Below are 16,048 nucleotides of genomic sequence, written 5' to 3'. Positions count from 1 at the left end.
CCAGCTTACCGATCCCGGATCTGCCGCAGGCGCCGAGTGAGGTACAGAGTCCCGCGCCTCATCTCGACGCGGCCGCCAGGAACGTCTACCCCCGCGCCTCCGGGACCGTCCAGAAGCCCCAGGACGGCGTCGACGTGAACCATTGCCGCCTCGGGCAGCCAATTCTTGACGACCCGTCGGGCCACCCCGGATTCCACACCTCTCAGCCCAGGCAGAACGTCATCCGTCACCTCGTGGTCTCGTGCCCACTGGTCAGCCACAGCCGTGACGACGACGTCTTCTCCGGCCAACAGGGACGCGCTGCGGGCCAGGGATTCCGCCACCCCCGATCCGAGGACGTCCTCGAGAACCGGCATGAGCTCGGTGCGCACCCTGGAGCGCAGGAATCGCGAATCACTGTTGTGGGGATCATGCCATGGCTCGACGTCCCATTCCTGGCATGCCTGCAGGGTCTGAGCCCGACGCACCCCCAATAGCGGGTGCCAGAACTGGCCTGCCCGCGGCCGAATACCGGCGAGCGACGTCGTCCCGGAGCCACGGGCCAAGGACAGCAAGACCTGTTCGGCCTGGTCGTCGAGGGTGTGGCCGAGCAGGATCGGCGTCTTCCCAGCGACGTCAACCAGCGCTGCTCGACGAGCGGTTCGAGCCGCTGCCTCCGGGCCGTCAGGGTCATTCGGATCGATCTCGACGCGACGCACACAGGCGTCCATCCCACGGTCGGCCAGCAGGTCTCGAGTGCGCGCTGCCACCTCGTCCGACCCATCCTGCAGCTGATGGTCGACGATGACGACCATCACCTCGGCTCCACGGCGTCGAGATGCCCACTCCGACCCCAATGCCAGGGCGAGGGAGTCTGGCCCGCCAGAACACCCGACGACGAACCGGTCGATTCCGCGGACCTCGCGCTCGACGACCTGGGCAACCGTCAGGGCTGCCGGACCGAGTTCACGGCGTGCCATCAGCGGGTGCAGCCGCACCCGGCCAGGTTGCCGTAGACGACGTCCAGCCAGGATCGAGCGGAGCCGTCGGTCTGGTTGACGATGAAGGAGGTCACGAGGATGCGCCCGTCGGCGTCACGCAGCCATCCCGACATCGAGATAACCCCTTGGAGGCTGCCGGTCTTGGCGTGGACCACGCCACGGGCCGCTGCCGTGCTCGGCTCGGAGAAGCGCTTGTGCAAGGTTCCCGATACCCGACCGACGGGAACCGCATTGGCGGCCGGCTGCAGCTTCGGCGTCGTCAGAACCTTCCGCCAGGCGCGGGAAAGCATGCCCGCCGTGATCCGGTTGCCTCGGGACAGGCCCGACCCGTCCTGAACGACAGCGCCGTCCTGCCAGGCTCCCATGTTCTTGAGGTGCTCCTCGAGGGCCTGGGAGGCGCCGGCGAAGGATCCCGGCTTGCCGCTCGCAAGGGCCATCTGACGGCTCAGCACCTCGGCTGCAGAGTTGTCGGACTCCTCCAAGGTGCGGGTGACGAGGTCTTCCACCGGAATCGACTGCACGGCAGCAATCTGTTTGTCGGACTCAGCCGCCTTGTGCCGGGCAACCGACCCCGTCACCTTGATCCCGGCGCTGCGAAGCTGTCCGACGAAGGTGTTCGTCGCCAAGACTGCGGGCGTCTTGCTCCGATTCCACGGGCTGTTGTTGATCATTCCTTCGTCAACCCACAGCGAGGTGATCGGGGTGACCTCATCGGAGTAGTTGTCGATCGGCCATGCACTGTTCCACGTGGGACCGGAGAACAAGGTGTCGTCAAATCTGACGGTGACCGACTTCGTGCCAGCCTTCTTGAGGGCCGCCGCGGTGCGCTTGGCAAGCTGCTCCGTCGACGGGTACTCAGGACGCTTGTCGGAGACCGAGGAACGCAGGTAGGGATCGCCGCCGCCGACCAGGGTCAACGCCGACCCGTCAGCGACGACCTTCGTCGTGTAGCGGTGCCCGGCATCCGTGCAATCCAGCAGCGCAACCGCGGTCATCACCTTGAGGTTCGAAGCAGGAGTCAAGAGAGTGCTCTGCCCGGATTGATAGAGGGTTTCACCAGTCACAGCATCCAGGATGTCGGCACCAAGCACGCCTGGGGCCGCACCGGCAGCTTTCACACGATTGGCCACGCTTGCTGCCAGTGGCTTGGCTGACGGAGTATTCGGGGCCACGGCAGCAACAACCCCTCGACCTGGCTGCACCGCGGGGGCACTGCTCTTCTGACGATGCGGAATGAGTCTGCGTTCGGCCTCATTGGTCGCCGGACCAGTCCGCAGGGAACTGAAGACCACCGCAAGGACGACAATGATGGTCACGGCGACGCCGACAGCTACTGGAACCCATGCCGGCGTGCGACGTCGTGGCTCGGGAATAGCACGTTTCGGCTTAGGTTGATCTGGGTGTGGCACGAAAAATCCCTCCTGCAAACGGATACAGTGTCGACCATCACCGTGTCCAATACAAGAAGAGGGGCTCCTCGTGACTGATGATTTCACCAACCCATTCCAGGGAGAACAGCCCGATAGCTTGCACTTTGATGTGACCATCGAGATTCCGCGCGGCAACAAGAACAAGTACGAGATGGACCACGAGACCGGTCGTATCCGTCTTGACCGTACGCTGTTCACCTCTACCCAGTACCCGTACGACTACGGGTACATCGAGGGAACCCTCGGCGAGGACGGCGATCCGCTGGACGCCCTGGTCCTCCTCCCTGAGCCCACCTTCCCCGGCTGCCTCATCGAGTGCCGCGCACTGGCCATGTTCCAGATGCAGGACGAGATGGGTGGCGACGACAAGGTGCTGTGCGTCCCCGCTGACGACCCCCGTCGTGCCAACCTCATCGATCTTGACGACGTCGGCAGCATGACCCTCATGGAGATCGAGCACTTCTTCACCGTCTACAAGGACCTCGAGCCCGGGAAGTCGGTCGAGGGCGCCACCTGGACCGGCCGCGAAGAGGCAGAGGCCGAGATCAAGGCCTCGATCGAGCGCGCCAAGGGCACCTCCTACGAGCACCTGCAGGTCAACCTGGCCTGACAGCTCGACCTCGTCTCACGGCACCGCCCCGATACCGGGAGGCGAGGTTCACCAACACACCGCAATCGGCGGTCGCGACGCAGCGGCCGCCGATTGCCATTTCCTCGGCATGTCGGACGGGTCATGACACAATGTCAGCCATGTCCGAGACCCTCGTCCTGCTCGCCCCTGCCGCCAACCACGTCTATGCCGGGCAGGCAGGGCCTCTGTGCGCTGCGGAGTTGGCCCTCACCTGCCCGAATGCCACGACGGTCTCACCGGTGACGGTGGCTGGGGTCGAGTACCTCACCGTCAATGGCGACGAGCCCCTCGGACCTGCGGACTTGGCTGCGTTAGCGCGGTCCTCGGCAGCTCTCGCCTGCTTCGAACGTCATGGCGACCTGTTGGCTCCCCTGGAACTGCCGCGAGTCGACGTCGTCGATGAGGATCTTGTCACCATCCCCAAGTACCGGGGCAAGACCAATGAGCAATTCACCCGACTGCTGCTCAACCTCACGGTCGCAAGCCTCGGCGGCCGCTGCGCGACTCGTCGCGACGAGGGCCAGAGACTGGCCATTCTCGATCCGTTGGCCGGGCGTGGTACCACCCTGGAGTGCGCATGGATGGCGGGTCATGACGGATTCGGGGTGGAACAGGACGCCAAAGCCGTCGAGGCGATGGCCGCCCACGTCACCACTTGGCTGCGTCGCAAGCGTCTCAAGCACAGCTGCGGCACCCATCCGGTGCGCCGCGACGGCCACTCCATCGGCAAGCGGTTTGACGCCGAGGTGCGGCTCCCAGGAGCCGAGCCCCTGACGATGGGGGTGTTCACGGGGGACGCCGTCAACTCGGCGAACCTATGGGGACGCAAGACCTTCGACGCCGTCGTCACCGACGCCCCCTATGGAGTCGTGCACGGATCCCACAGCGGGTCGTCGCGACGTCGCTCCCCCGCTGATCTGCTGCGTGAAGCCGTTCCGGTGTGGGCTGGCCAGTTGCGCCACGGCGGTGCGCTGGGAATGTCGTGGAACACCCTTGGTCTGTCCCGTGAGGATCTTGTGGCGATCCTGTCCGGCGCTGGTCTGACTACCCTCGATGACAACCCTTGGCGTCAATTCAGCCACCGCGTCGACTCGTCGATCCACCGCGACCTCGTCGTCGCTGTCAAGAGCTGAGCAAAGGTTCAGGGGAAGAGCTGAGCCAGCACACCGAGCTGGTTCCAGCGCTGCACGTCCTCCCCGGCCGAATGCCCTGCGAAGGGATAGACGGCAATCTGCTTGTCCGCAACCATCCCGTCGCCCCAGGCGTTGTAAGCCGCCCACACCGATGATGGCGGCACCAACTGGTCCATCATCGCCACGGAGAACCAGGTGGCAGTACGGGCGCGACGAGCGAAGTGCAGACCGTCGAAGTAACCCAGCGTCTGGAAAGCCTTGCCACACAGGGACGGATGAGCCGCCAGGTACTTGACGACCTCGAGATACGGACCAGCCGTGGCGATGTCACAGCTGCGCCTCATGTGACACAGGAAGGGGGCATCGACGAAAGCACCAGCCAGCTTGATGCCACGCATGGCTGCCAACCCGCACACCGCGATCGTCTGACCAGCTCCCTGGGAGTGACCGTGGACGACAATTCTGGTGGGATCGACGATCTCCATCTCCCGGGCGGTCTGCAGGCACCGGAAGGCGTCGGTGAACAACCGGCGGTAGTAGTGGCCATGCGGGTCCGACAGGGATTGAGTCATGAATCCGGGAGCACCGGAGCCCTCGTGGACATCCGGGGAGTTCTCGGTCAGAGCGGGGTGGCCCCATCCCTGACCGCGCGGGTCGACGACGATGTGCGCGTACCCGGCTGCCGCGAAGGCCGACCCGATCGGGACCCCGCGCGAACCCGAGTAGCCGAGATACTCGATGACAAGGGGCAACGGCCCATTCGCCCCGGCTGGGGCATGCAACCAACCGCTCACCCGAGAGCCGTGATATCCCGCCCATGACAGATCCCAGGTGTCGATGAGGGCCTGGCGATTGTCGAACGGAGCTGCCGTCAGATCGAGTGGGACGTCGGCGTGCTCGTCGAGGGTTTCGGTCCAGAAGGAGTCGAAACCGTCGGGTTCAGGGACAACCGGGCGGTAGTTGCGCGCCTCGTCAATGCCCATATCCGTGAGCGGCATGCCAACATCGTAGGACCACCTCGCCCACGGGGTGCAACCATGGAATCATGCATACCCTGTTTCTCATGAGACATGCACAGCCCGTTTCCCATGCCGCTGGTGGCGACCGAGAGCGTCCGCTCACCGACGTGGGACGCCGTCAGGCACGCGAGGTCGGAATGCGTCTTGGACTGCGTAATGTCGGCCATGCGCTGGTCTCCGACGCCTTGCGCACCCGACAGACGTGGGACTGCCTTCAGCTGGATTGCCCCGTGGGATTCATGCGCGCCCTGTACTACTGCGGCACAGACACCATGCGTCAGCGCATTGGAGAGATCGACGACGACGTCGACAATCTGCTCGTCATCGCCCATGCCCCCACGGTCCCCGGTCTGGCGGCGCAGCTGGCCGCGATGAGCGGGGCCGAGGAGGAGGTCGGCTGCTGGTATCCGCCAGCAACCCTCACCGAGGTCGAAATCGACGGCACCTGGGCCGATCTGACCGATGACTACTTCGACAAGGTGCGCCTCGTCGGAGTCCAGCGGCCGATGTGACGAGCTGCCTTGGTCCTCGCTCAACGCAGGATGTGAACCTCGGCAGCGACGCCGCCGGTGCAGGTGGTGTGCGTCTCCTCCGTCCTGCACTTCATGGTGTAGTCCTTGCCGGTGACCGGGCTGTGGGCGTTCACCTCGTAGTTGCCCTGGGCATCGTCGGGAACTGCATTGGCGACTTCAAGCGCGAACGGGCATGACGTCGTGCCCACGGCGCCGACAGTCGAGGAGCAGACAGTGTCGCCGTCAGGAAGCTTGTCGGCAACCTGGCGAGCACTCGACGCCGGGGATTCCGGGGTGGAAGGGGCCGAACTGGCCGCGGGCGCAGGCGAGGACTCGAGGAAACTTGGCGTGGCGCCAATGGATGTCGCGCCCTCGTGGGGTTCCTCCGAGGCGTGGGGCTCCTGCGAGGTGGATTGCTCGGCATGAGTGCTGGCCGATGGCGTCGCCGCCGGAACGGGTTCCCCGCTTGAGCGCCCCTTCCGACCACCGGCGAAGAGCAGGATCGCACCCAGGATGACGAGCACGAGTAGCCCGATCACCAAGCCAATGAGCACGTTCCGGTGGCGGGACGAGTCATCCGGAGGCTGCGGGTGCGACGTGGCAGGGGAAGACGGCGGCGGGGGTGGGGTGAAGACAGGGTTATCCGGGACCGTCGCCATCGCGCGAGTCCGCTCTGCCTCGGGGTCACGGAACCAGTCGTCGGGCAGCTGGGAATCCCCGGCCTCCTGACCCTGACCTTGCGGAGGCTGCTGCTGACCCGACCAGGGCTGGCGGCTGTTGGACCACTGCTCGTTGGTGCTCCACTGTTGGGTCGGCGTGGACTCCTGCCGCTGCCACTGCTGGGTTGGTGTCACGTCCTGCTGATCTCGCGGCTTCGGCGGGATCTGCACCCGAGGAATCTCCCGCGTCGGAGCTTCATCAACGCCCACGGGGCTCTGCACGACCGTCTCGTCGAAGGAGCCAGGGTCTGTCATGCGCACGGCACCGGGCAGGTGCAGGTCCAGCCCACACTGTCTGCAGGCGGCATCGTGCGCACCCACCTGGGTGCCGCATCGCGCACAAAACATAGTCTCATCTCCGTCCATGAGTAGCTCGTCAAGGATATGGCATGTTTTCACGGCCTCCGCGTCACGTTCCTGTCACCGCCGTAACACCGTCGTCACACAAGAGCGCGATTCTTCACATGTCAGTAACGCCGACCAAACGGTTCCGCAACGCTGCCAGATGACGATTGACACCATGACACCACTGCTTGAGATCAATGCCGGCGACACCGCCTGGGTGCTCGCCAGCGCGTCCTTGGTGCTGTTCATGACACCGATGCTCGCCTTCTTCTACGGCGGTATGGTGCGAGCCAAGGGCGTGCTCAACATGCTCATGATGAACGTCGTTGCGATGGGGACCATCGGCGTCCTCTGGGTGGTCTGCGGTTACTCGATGGCCTTCGGTGACCCGCCGTGGGGAAGCCTCATCGGCAACCCCGCCCAGTACTTCGGACTCCACGGGGTCATGGGAACCGAGGTCGGAACCATTCCCGGATTCGTCTTCGTCGCCTTCCAGTCCGCCTTCGCCATCATCGCAACTGCCCTCATCAGCGGCGCCGTCGCTGACCGTATGAAGTTCTCCGCCTGGGTCGTATTCACCATCCTGTGGGGCCTGCTGGTCTACTTCCCGGCCGCCAACTGGGTGTTCGGCACCGGCTGGATCCTCAACACCATGCACGCCGTCGACTTTGCCGGTGGCACCGCGATCCACATCAACGCCGGCGCTGCCGCCCTTGCCCTGGCCCTCATCCTCGGCCCACGCGTCGGATTTGGTTCCAGGCCGATGCGTCCGCACAACACCACCCTCGTCATGCTCGGTGCCGGCGGCCTGTGGTTCGGTTGGTTCGGATTCAACGCCGGATCTGCGCTGGGGGCCAATGACACCGCAGGTCTGGCCTGGGTCAACACCCTCGCCGCTGCTGCCGCCGCCATGCTCGCATGGATCTGTGTCGAGCGCATCCGCGACGATCAGCCCACCACGCTTGGCGCCGCCTCGGGCATCGTCGCCGGCCTGGTCGGCATCACCCCGGCCTGCGCGTCGGTCTCCCCGTGGGGCGCCGTCATCATCGGCATCGTCTGCGGCGCCGTCTGTGCCCTGGCCGTCAGCCTGAAGTACCGCTTCGGCTACGACGACTCCCTCGACGTCGTCGGCGTCCACATGGTCGGTGGCTTCCTGGGCACCGTCCTCGTCGGATTCCTCGCGGACCCGCATGCCATGGCTGAAGGCGCCCCCGCCTCCCTCGAGGCCAATGGAGCCGGCCTGTTCCTCGGCGGCAACGGCAAGCTGCTGGGGGTCCAGATCATCTGTGCCCTCGCGATGATGACCTACTCCTTCGTCGTCAGCGGCCTCATCGGCCTGGTCATCAAGAAGACGATGGGCATCCGTGTTTCCACCGCCGAGGAGCTGCGCGGCATCGACCTGGTCGAGCACGCCGAGTCCGGGTACGACTTCTCCAGCGTCCGCTACTCCTCTCTGGTGCTACCCAAGGCCCACGCCCACCAGGAGGCCGCCCCTCGCCCGGACGGCAAGCCCGCCCGCGCCGCTGACACCACCGCCGACAAGGAAGAGGTCTCAGCATGAAGCTCATCACCGCCATCATCCAGCCATCGGCACTCGACACCGTCCGACTCGAACTCGCCAAGGCCGGAATCTCTGGTCTGACGATCTCCGAGGCCGCCGGGTACGCCCGCCAGAAGGGTCACACCGAGGTCTACCGAGGCGCGGAGTTCACCATCGACTTCCTCGAGAAGGTCCGCGTCGAGGTGCTGTGCACCGACGAGGAGTTCGAGAACGTCGTTGAGACGATCTGTGACGCGGCTCGTACCGGGGAGATCGGTGACGGAAAGGTGTGGTCCAGCGACGTCCAGGATGTCATTCGGATCCGCACCGGGGAACGAGGCCCTGCCGCCATCTGATTCGTAACCCAGGCTGGAACAACAGATCAATTTCGAGCAGTACCCGCTGCGCCGTCCTTCTGAAGGCGGCGCAGGACTGGTCCGGTCACGGTCTGGCCTTGCCAGACCTCATTTCGGCAGCTGATGACGTCGCCGCGGAGAACACCATCACCGCTGCTGACCTCGTGGCAAGGTTCGCCGCCGAGGTCAGCGTCAGACGGATCAGAGCAGGTCGACAGCCTCCTGAGCCGCGCGAGCACCGGCTCGCAGCGCGCCTTCCATGTAGCCGTTGAAGGAGGAGGCGTACTCGGCGCCGGCGAAGAGCACCCTGCCCAACGGCTGGGCGAGGATCGGGCCGGTGGCAGTCCAGAGACTGGGAGCGAAGTGGGCGCCGTGGCAGCCACCGGTGTAGGGCTCGGAGAGCCAGTCGCGGTCGAGGTATTCGATCGCGGAGCGGGGAGCCTCACCGAAGGCGGACTCGACGACCTCCTCGAAGGCGCGCTGACGCAGACTCACCGAGAGTTTGCCGTAGCCCGACGCTTCGGTGCCCTCGAAGAAGCCCATCAGGACTCCCCGGCCGGTCTCGTCGTCGGAGGTGTCGAAGATGACGCGAACGGCACCCTCGTCGGCACCCATCTGGCCGGAGGCTCCGGAGGTGCGCCACCACGGGCTGTCGTAGACGAGGTAGGCCTTGATGACATTGCCTGCGGGTACCTTCTCGGCCATCTCGAGACGCTCTGCCGGAAGAGCGGGATCGAACTCGATCTCCTTGAGAAGACGCGGAGGGACGGTGACGATGACGCTGCGCCCCTGGTACTCGGTGCCGGCGGATGTCGCGACGGTGACGGTGTCGTCGTCTGCGTGGATGGAGCGGACCGGGCAGGAGAGCTTGAGGTCATCGCCGAGACGCTCCGCGAGGTTGCGAGCGACCTGGGCGACACCGCCCTTGACGCGCTGCTGCTTGAGCCCACCGTTGACGGCGACGAGGGATTCCAGGTCCACCCCGGAGTTGGCCTTCGTCAGACCATCAAGAAGTGTGGTGTCGTCGGGAGAGACCCCGAAGGCACGCCGGAAAAGATTGGTGATGTATTCACGTCCGGCGTCCGTACGCACATTCGAGACCACCCACTGACTCAGGGACTGATTCAGCCACGTACCGTTCGCCGTCGTCCAACCCTTGTTGTTGGCAACGCGATCGGCCAGACGGCGGAACCTCAGCAGGCCCTGACCGAGGTCAGACAGTTCGAAGGGGCTGAGGGTGTGGGCAGAGCTGGAGGAATTAGTGACGTGGGAGACCCGTCCGCGAGCCTTGACGACGACGTCGCCCTCGGTGGAGTCGACCAGTTCAAGGCCTTGGGAGGCGATGAGGGAGCGAAGCTCTTCATGGCCCTCACCGACCCATTGGCCACCCAACTCGATGACCTGCCCATTGGACAACTCGGCGTTCTCGAGGCGCCCACCCACTCGGGAGCGAGCCTCCAGAACCACCACCGAGTGCCCTGCGGATGCGAGTTCTTCGGCGGCCGTCAGTCCGGCAAGGCCTGCGCCGATAATGATGCTGTCGTACATGGGTCCCCTTGCAATTCCGCTGTACGGCCGAACCGAGGAGTCAGGCCGCGACCTACGAATCGTGGTGCCTCGATCGTACCGGGCCACCCTGACGCATTGCGCGTAGACCCTGTTCGACACCCCGGTTCGCCCTTCCCGAGTCGGTGAACGCAAATCTGAGTTGAGCGAGTTCGTGCGGTACCTTGTCCGCGATGCTCTCCCAGTTCAACTCCCTGTTGCCCGAACTGTTCCGCGCCATTGACCTCACCGGCGTGCTCCTCAACGGAGTGTTGGGTGGCAGGTTGGCACGCATCAAGCGTTTCGATGCTGTGGGTTTCTGTGTGTTGGCGATCACGAGTGCGTTGGGCGGCGGGATGGTCCGCGACGTCCTGCTGGGAGCCGCTCCCCCAGTTGCCCTGACCGACCCGCGCTACTTGACGGTTGCGCTCGTCGGCGCTGGCGTGGCGATGTTGTGGAAGCTAGATTCCCGACCCTGGCGGATCGCCCTCATTCTCGCCGACGGCATGGTGTTGGGTTGTTGGGCCGCCACCGGCGCCCTCAAGACCCTGGCTGCTGGTTTCGGCATCATGCCCGCCCTACTGCTGGGGCTCATGACGGCCGTCGGCGGTGGCATGATCCGTGACGTCTGCGCAGGCAATGTGCCGCAGGTCTTCGGCGGCAACCACCTCTACGCGACGCCGGCGCTGGCCTCGGCCATCGTCATGGTCGTGGCACAGAAGTGCGGATTCCCCTCCTTCGGAATGGTCATCGCGACCCTCGTCGGACTGGGATTCACAGCATTGGCACATCGCCATCGTTGGGTACTGCCCCAGAATTCGGAGTGGACCCTGCAGCTGTCGTCATCGCAGGTGCAGAACATGTTGCGGACGCGAGCCGCACGCCGTGCGGAGAAGCTGCGAGCACGCCAGGAGGCTCAAGGGGACACTGTCAAAGGTCCACAGGAGTAATACCGGCCACAGCCCACTGGCACCTGCAGGAGAGCCATGGCCCGACCCCTTGCGTCGGGAGGCTGTAGCCCCAGGATGACTTATGGTGGTGTGAGTTAGGAAGGAGTCAGAATGATCTGACTGCTCTTCGCGTTGATTAAGGCAGTGTTGAGCTTTGTGTTCAACATCTTTCTGAACTTCTTCCACGCTCTGGTGATGGTGTTCCGGTGGGCCTGATGTTGTTCTGCGGTGAGCTGTTGCACCTTGGTGGTTTGGCCGGGGCGGTGTGGTCCTTCATCCGGCTGAACACGTTGTCGATGAATCATTGGGCAGGATTCGTCGGGGCGGCAAGGGTTCAAGTCATTGTGGCCGGAGTGGTCTCCTTGGTGGTGCTGTTCAATGGTGGAGGGCTCTTCGGTAGCGGGGAAAAGATGATCGATGAGGCGGAGAAACAAGCCGAGCGCCGTGAATTCATCGAGGAGATCAGGACCGCTATAGCCGGTACAGATTTGGATGGCCTTGATCGTCGTCGCTGAGGACGATGAGCCGGCTGTGGGCCAGTCCTAGTGGCCTCGCAGGGAAGGCGTTGGCTTGGCGTGACGCCCCATACCTGGCCGTGACGGCCCGCGGCTAGCAGGTCGGGACCAGACCGGCCAACGCTGGCTTGTGGTGGGTCAGCTAATGGTGTCGGGTCCGAAGGCGGCGACCTGGGTGTTGTGGAACGTGACGGTCCATTCGTGCAGCCGCATGTCTCGAAACCATCGCCCGTCGCGCTTGTAGGCGCGGTGGAACAGGACCGTGACGGTCATATTGGGATCGCGGTCAGGAGTCGAACCGGGTTCCTGCCCGCTGCCGCCTCCCAGAACGTTGTCAATGAGTACGGCAATGAATCCGTCATCAGCGCACATCTCCTTCCACCACGGGCTTGGCGCTACGTGCTTTTGAGTGCTGAGCTCGTGAGCGAGATCGGGTGTTGCCAATGGGTTGGCGCGTTTCCACGCGTCCGGAGGCGCACCGTCAATACGGCAATCAGCGGTCGCGGCCAGGATGACGAAGGTAGCAGCCACCTGTTGGGGGTGGGTCAAATCGTCCGGAATACGCGAGTAGGAGACTCCTCTGGACTTCTGCTGACTGGCAGCTGAGACCCGGTTCTGCGGTGGAAATGATGCAGGAGTGGTGGTGTCCATTGCCGGTGCACTGGCCGACGGCGGGGGCGTGGTGGAGGTGGGTGCGCGATCAGAGTGATCGGTGCTTGTGCATCCTGACAACGTAAGCCCCGCCACGGCCAGAGCGATACCGAGACGACGGAAGGTGGTGCTGGTCATTGCGTGCTCCTTATTTCTCGGAGTCGATAGCGACGTCGACGTCCGTCCCCGTGCGCAGGCCAGTTCGAGAGCCGGACGTATGGCGGTTCTTGTCGTAGGTCTTGACGGCGAAGAGGCATATGACCGCCTACGTCTCCGGAGGTGTACCCCACGCCGGTTGGTCTAGTCGTCGTCCGGGAACTCGGCTTCGACCTCCGCCTTGATCCTGTCCAACTGATCCATCCACTCGGCCCATTCCCGCAGAGACTCCGGACTTCCTGCGTGCCCGTAATTCGGGTCCGAGTCGGGAGGCTCGGGTCGATCAGGTCGTCCTCCTCGACCTCGGGAGGTGCCATGATCTCGGCCCGCGCTATCTCCTCGGCCTGCATCCTCGCCCGGTTCAGTCTCCCCACCTTGTGAAAGTACGTCTCCCCCGGTTCATCCGGTCCGGCCAGCTGAGTCGTCAAGTCGCTGATCATCCTCGATGCCTGCTGGCCCAGACTCTCGAAGAATTCCTCGGGATTGTCCATCTGACGCACCTCGTCCGGGCAGGCCATCTCCCAGGACCGCTGTATCTCGCTGCCGTACCTGTTCATCGCTGACTTCCTGTTCTTGAGACTGTGTTTGCGACCATGCCGACGCTTTCCCGGCCATGGATAATCTTCGCCCTTTGGTGGGCCAGTAATGCCGCCAGCCTGCTACGGAAGACACGACGAGGATCGTGGCGACTACGACCACGCCGGTGTAGACCTCGATCAGCGGACGCCGCGGTGAGACCTCCCCCTGGCCCACGTTGACTGTTATAGCCTTGAAAAGGAGGGAATCCGGCCCTTCTTGGAACTGGATCCCCTCTTTGGTTACCGGCGCTTGCCGCCTCGCCGCCTCCGAGTTGCAGCTCGGGGGCGGCTTTCGTTGCGGAGCTTGCGCACCGCAATCACGGCGGCTGCCACATTGGCGACCGCAGTCGCCGGCTGAAGCGCCGGGATAACGAGATCAGCCATGCTGACCTCCTTTCTGCCACGTCAGGAGGCGAGGCACCTGCCTTGCCTCCTGACGGGGTTAAGCGCGGTCCAGTAAGGCGCGCGTACGCCGTCGAGCCGTGTGACACTCGGCGGAAGAAGATTCTTGAATGCCTGACCGCGCGCAGCGAGCCCACGGGGCAAAGAGGTCTCTGCAGACGGCGTCAGTGAGAGATCCCGCAGATCGGGGAGTGACCAGATGGCGTCGACGCTGATGCGTCCGGCCATGATGGAGCCAACTACGGGAATCGAACCCGTGACCTACGCTTTACGAGAGCGTCGCTCTACCGACTGAGCTAAGTTGGCACGCCCGCCATGGCAGGCTCGCAAGACTATACCGGCATGATGACCTCGGCGCGAAACCGGTACGCTTCTTTCTGGAACACCACGCGACTCCCACCTGTCCACGACTCGCGATAACGTCATCCTCGTGACCAATGACAACGCACACACCACCCACCAGATGGGGTCAGAGGTCGACGAGGTTGCCGACCACCACTGGGACTCCCTCGTGGCGTCTAGCCCCATCCTGGCCACCGCCCTCGGCCTGGACCTCAACCAGGATGAGTACGACGACCTGACCCCCGCCGGAATGGAGACCCGGTACCAGCTCGTCATGGACACCTTGGACCGTCTCGACCAGGCCATGCCTGCCGACGACACCGACAGGGTCACCGTCTCCGCCATGCGCTCCAGCCTGGGTCTGGAGGCCGAGAGCCACGACAAGGGATACGACCTCCTCACCCTCAACGGCATTGCCTCGGGCGTCCACGAGATCCGCGAGGTTTACGACGCGATGCCCACCGAGACCCCCGATCAGGTGTCGACGGTCGCACGTCGTCTGCAGGCCACCGGCGCGGCTCTCGACGGCTGGCTGCAGACCCAGCGCGCCTCGATCGATGCCGGTGTCGCGCCCGCCATCCGTCAGGTGAACCTTCTCGTCGAGCAGATCACCTCCTGGACCGGCGACGGTGGATTCTTTGACGACTACCTCAAGCGGACCGCCTCCGACGACCTGCCCGACTCCGTGAAGTCGGAACTTGCTGAGGGCATCGACGCCGCCAAGGCCAACTTCCGTCGCACCGCAGAGACCCTCGCCGCCGAGATCGCTCCGCGCGCCACCGAGACCGACGCCGTCGGCATCGACCGTTACCGTCTCGCTTCTCGTCAGTTCGTCGGCACCACTGTCGACCTCGCCGAGACCTACGAGTGGGGCAAGCAGGAACTCGCCCGCATCGAGCAGTTGCAGCGCGAGACCGCCGAACGCATCCGTCCAGGAGCCAGCGTCAAGGAGGCCATGGCGGTCCTCGACGCCGATCCGACTTACCAGATCTCCGGCATCGAGTCCCTCAGGACATGGATGCAGGAGCGCGCCGACGAAGCCATCTCTTCCCTGGACGGCACCCACTTCGAGGTTCCCGAGCAGGCCCGTCACATCGAGGGCATGATCGCCCCGACCCACGACGGAGGCGTCTACTACACGCCTCCGTCTGAAGACTTCTCCCGTCCCGGCCGGATGTGGTGGTCGGTGCCAGAAGGCGTCGACACCTTCACGACCTGGCGAGAATTGACGACCGTCTACCACGAGGGCGCCCCGGGTCACCACCTGCAGACCTCATCGGCCATCGCTGCTCGTGACGAGCTCAACTCGTGGCGACGCAATTACTGGACGTCTGGTTACGGGGAGGGCTGGGCCCTCTATGCTGAGTGGCTCATGGCTGATCTGGGCTACATGGACGATCCCGGTCACTTCATGGGCCTGCTCGACGGGCAGTCCATGCGCGCTGCCCGCGTCGTCCTCGACATCGGCCTGCACTGCCAGTTCGAGGCCCCCGAGGAAGTCGGCGGCGGCGAGTGGGACTGGGACAAGGCCTGGACCTTCTTCAACAACCACGTCTCCATGGACGAGGGATCGGCTCGCTACGAGGTCAACCGTTACTTCGGCTGGCCCGGCCAGGCCCCGTCGTACAAACTCGGTGAGCGCACCTGGCTGGAGCTGCGGGAGGCTGCGAAGGCCAAGAACCCGAACTTCGATCTGAAGGAGTACCACACCAACGTCCTGCGCATGGGTGCTCTGCCGCTGGACGTACTGCGTCGAGCGGTGCTCTCCTGAGGACTCATGCCTGAGATCCCGCCAGCTGGCCACGAGGTGGCTGGCGGGATCGGGGCCTCACATCAAGGATGTCGCAGGCACAGGGCGCCGACGTACCCGGTGTCGTGGCTGAGCTCATGTCGCACTGACACCCGCGTCAATCCTTGCGGACAATTCGTACCGGGCTTGACGACGTCCTTGACGTAACGGGCACCGTCCTCCTCGCATGCCACCCTCGGGACACGTCCGTCGTCGACCCGTGCCCCGACCATGACGCAGTGCCCGTCAACGGCTTCCAGATCGTTCCATGCGTGGGACCGCCACGCCCACTCCAGGGCAAGGAGTGCGCCTGCGAGCAGGGCCAAGCCCGTGACACGCAACACGATGCCAATGACATGGCGCTGACCCAACGTCATGAGCGATCCCTCCTCATGACGACAAGGGTAACGACGTCTCCCAAACCTCCCGCCGGGCTCGCACGTCTGTGCTGACAG

General features: G+C 64.5%; 15 protein-coding genes and 1 tRNA gene. 8 read left to right on the top strand and 8 right to left on the bottom strand.

What is annotated here, in order from left to right; all coding sequences use genetic code 11:
- Positions 1 to 5 precede the first annotated feature (5 nt).
- Together tilS and dacB are read right to left on the bottom strand one after the other, a co-directional pair.
- A complete protein-coding gene (gene tilS, locus ACP8ML_RS01460; RefSeq protein ID WP_117189780.1) occupies positions 6 to 959 on the bottom strand; it encodes a tRNA lysidine(34) synthetase TilS in 954 nt (317 codons plus the stop codon).
- On the bottom strand, positions 959 to 2,389 hold the full coding sequence (dacB, locus tag ACP8ML_RS01455) for a D-alanyl-D-alanine carboxypeptidase/D-alanyl-D-alanine endopeptidase (RefSeq protein WP_486702998.1): 1,431 nt from the start codon (positions 2,387 to 2,389) through the stop codon (positions 959 to 961). The genes tilS and dacB overlap by 1 nt, the downstream gene beginning before the upstream one ends.
- 70 nt (positions 2,390 to 2,459) lie before the next feature.
- Between dacB and ACP8ML_RS01450 the strand changes: the two genes are divergently transcribed.
- Both ACP8ML_RS01450 and ACP8ML_RS01445 read left to right on the top strand, forming a co-directional pair.
- Entirely contained in the window at positions 2,460 to 3,020 is a 561-nt protein-coding gene (locus ACP8ML_RS01450; RefSeq protein ID WP_069101971.1) for an inorganic diphosphatase, read from the top strand.
- A gap of 140 nt (positions 3,021 to 3,160) precedes the next feature.
- Complete coding sequence (locus ACP8ML_RS01445; RefSeq protein WP_117189781.1) at positions 3,161 to 4,174, top strand: TRM11 family SAM-dependent methyltransferase; 1,014 nt, start codon at positions 3,161 to 3,163, stop codon at positions 4,172 to 4,174.
- An 8-nt stretch (positions 4,175 to 4,182) separates the two neighbouring features.
- Here ACP8ML_RS01445 and ACP8ML_RS01440 read toward each other — a convergent pair whose 3' ends face one another.
- On the bottom strand, positions 4,183 to 5,172 hold the full coding sequence (locus ACP8ML_RS01440) for an acetylxylan esterase (protein ID WP_117189764.1): 990 nt from the start codon (positions 5,170 to 5,172) through the stop codon (positions 4,183 to 4,185).
- 47 nt (positions 5,173 to 5,219) lie between these two features.
- On the opposite strand from ACP8ML_RS01440, the gene ACP8ML_RS01435 reads away from it, so the two are divergent.
- The gene (locus tag ACP8ML_RS01435) at positions 5,220 to 5,705 is read left to right on the top strand and encodes a SixA phosphatase family protein (protein WP_486702997.1); all 486 of its coding nucleotides are present in this window, start codon (positions 5,220 to 5,222) and stop codon (positions 5,703 to 5,705) included.
- Positions 5,706 to 5,725: 20 nt separating this feature from the next.
- Here the strand turns inward: ACP8ML_RS01435 and ACP8ML_RS01430 are convergent, their stop codons facing one another.
- Positions 5,726 to 6,679 carry a hypothetical protein gene (locus ACP8ML_RS01430; protein ID WP_486702996.1) on the bottom strand — a complete coding sequence of 318 codons (954 nt, stop codon included), beginning with the start codon at positions 6,677 to 6,679 and terminating at the stop codon, positions 5,726 to 5,728.
- A 265-nt stretch (positions 6,680 to 6,944) separates the two neighbouring features.
- Here ACP8ML_RS01430 and ACP8ML_RS01425 point away from each other — a divergent pair, with 265 nt between their 5' ends.
- Positions 6,945 to 8,330, top strand: coding sequence for an ammonium transporter (locus ACP8ML_RS01425; RefSeq protein WP_486702995.1), 1,386 nt, complete (start codon positions 6,945 to 6,947; stop codon positions 8,328 to 8,330).
- Entirely contained in the window at positions 8,327 to 8,665 is a 339-nt protein-coding gene (locus tag ACP8ML_RS01420) for a P-II family nitrogen regulator (RefSeq protein ID WP_069101975.1), read from the top strand. The genes ACP8ML_RS01425 and ACP8ML_RS01420 overlap by 4 nt, the downstream gene beginning before the upstream one ends.
- Positions 8,666 to 8,866: 201 nt before the next feature.
- On the opposite strand, the gene ACP8ML_RS01415 is transcribed toward ACP8ML_RS01420, so the two are convergent.
- Entirely contained in the window at positions 8,867 to 10,213 is a 1,347-nt protein-coding gene (locus tag ACP8ML_RS01415; RefSeq protein WP_065673349.1) for a flavin monoamine oxidase family protein, read from the bottom strand.
- A 191-nt stretch (positions 10,214 to 10,404) separates the two neighbouring features.
- On the opposite strand from ACP8ML_RS01415, the gene ACP8ML_RS01410 reads away from it, so the two are divergent.
- Both ACP8ML_RS01410 and ACP8ML_RS01405 read left to right on the top strand, forming a co-directional pair.
- Positions 10,405 to 11,160: a trimeric intracellular cation channel family protein gene (locus tag ACP8ML_RS01410; protein WP_065673348.1), complete on the top strand. Its 756-nt coding sequence runs from the start codon at positions 10,405 to 10,407 to the stop codon at positions 11,158 to 11,160.
- A gap of 206 nt (positions 11,161 to 11,366) precedes the next feature.
- Positions 11,367 to 11,675, top strand: coding sequence for a hypothetical protein (locus ACP8ML_RS01405; protein ID WP_065673347.1), 309 nt, complete (start codon positions 11,367 to 11,369; stop codon positions 11,673 to 11,675).
- 138 nt (positions 11,676 to 11,813) lie between these two features.
- Here the strand turns inward: ACP8ML_RS01405 and ACP8ML_RS01400 are convergent, their stop codons facing one another.
- Together ACP8ML_RS01400 and ACP8ML_RS01395 are read right to left on the bottom strand one after the other, a co-directional pair.
- A complete protein-coding gene (locus ACP8ML_RS01400; protein ID WP_065673346.1) occupies positions 11,814 to 12,464 on the bottom strand; it encodes a hypothetical protein in 651 nt (216 codons plus the stop codon).
- A gap of 1,228 nt (positions 12,465 to 13,692) precedes the next feature.
- A tRNA-Thr gene (locus tag ACP8ML_RS01395) sits at positions 13,693 to 13,768 on the bottom strand.
- A 157-nt stretch (positions 13,769 to 13,925) separates the two neighbouring features.
- On the opposite strand from ACP8ML_RS01395, the gene ACP8ML_RS01390 reads away from it, so the two are divergent.
- Positions 13,926 to 15,575: a DUF885 domain-containing protein gene (locus tag ACP8ML_RS01390; protein ID WP_065673358.1), complete on the top strand. Its 1,650-nt coding sequence runs from the start codon at positions 13,926 to 13,928 to the stop codon at positions 15,573 to 15,575.
- A gap of 62 nt (positions 15,576 to 15,637) precedes the next feature.
- On the opposite strand, the gene ACP8ML_RS01385 is transcribed toward ACP8ML_RS01390, so the two are convergent.
- Positions 15,638 to 15,970, bottom strand: a complete 333-nt coding sequence (locus tag ACP8ML_RS01385; RefSeq protein WP_016666864.1) for a hypothetical protein — start codon at positions 15,968 to 15,970, stop codon at positions 15,638 to 15,640.
- Between the last annotated feature and the right edge of the window lie 78 nt (positions 15,971 to 16,048).

The sequence above is a fragment of the Cutibacterium sp. LaCa_255 genome (genome assembly GCF_057458005.1).
Note: the sequence above shows the minus strand (reverse complement) of the source record. Positions and strands in the feature narration are given on the sequence as shown.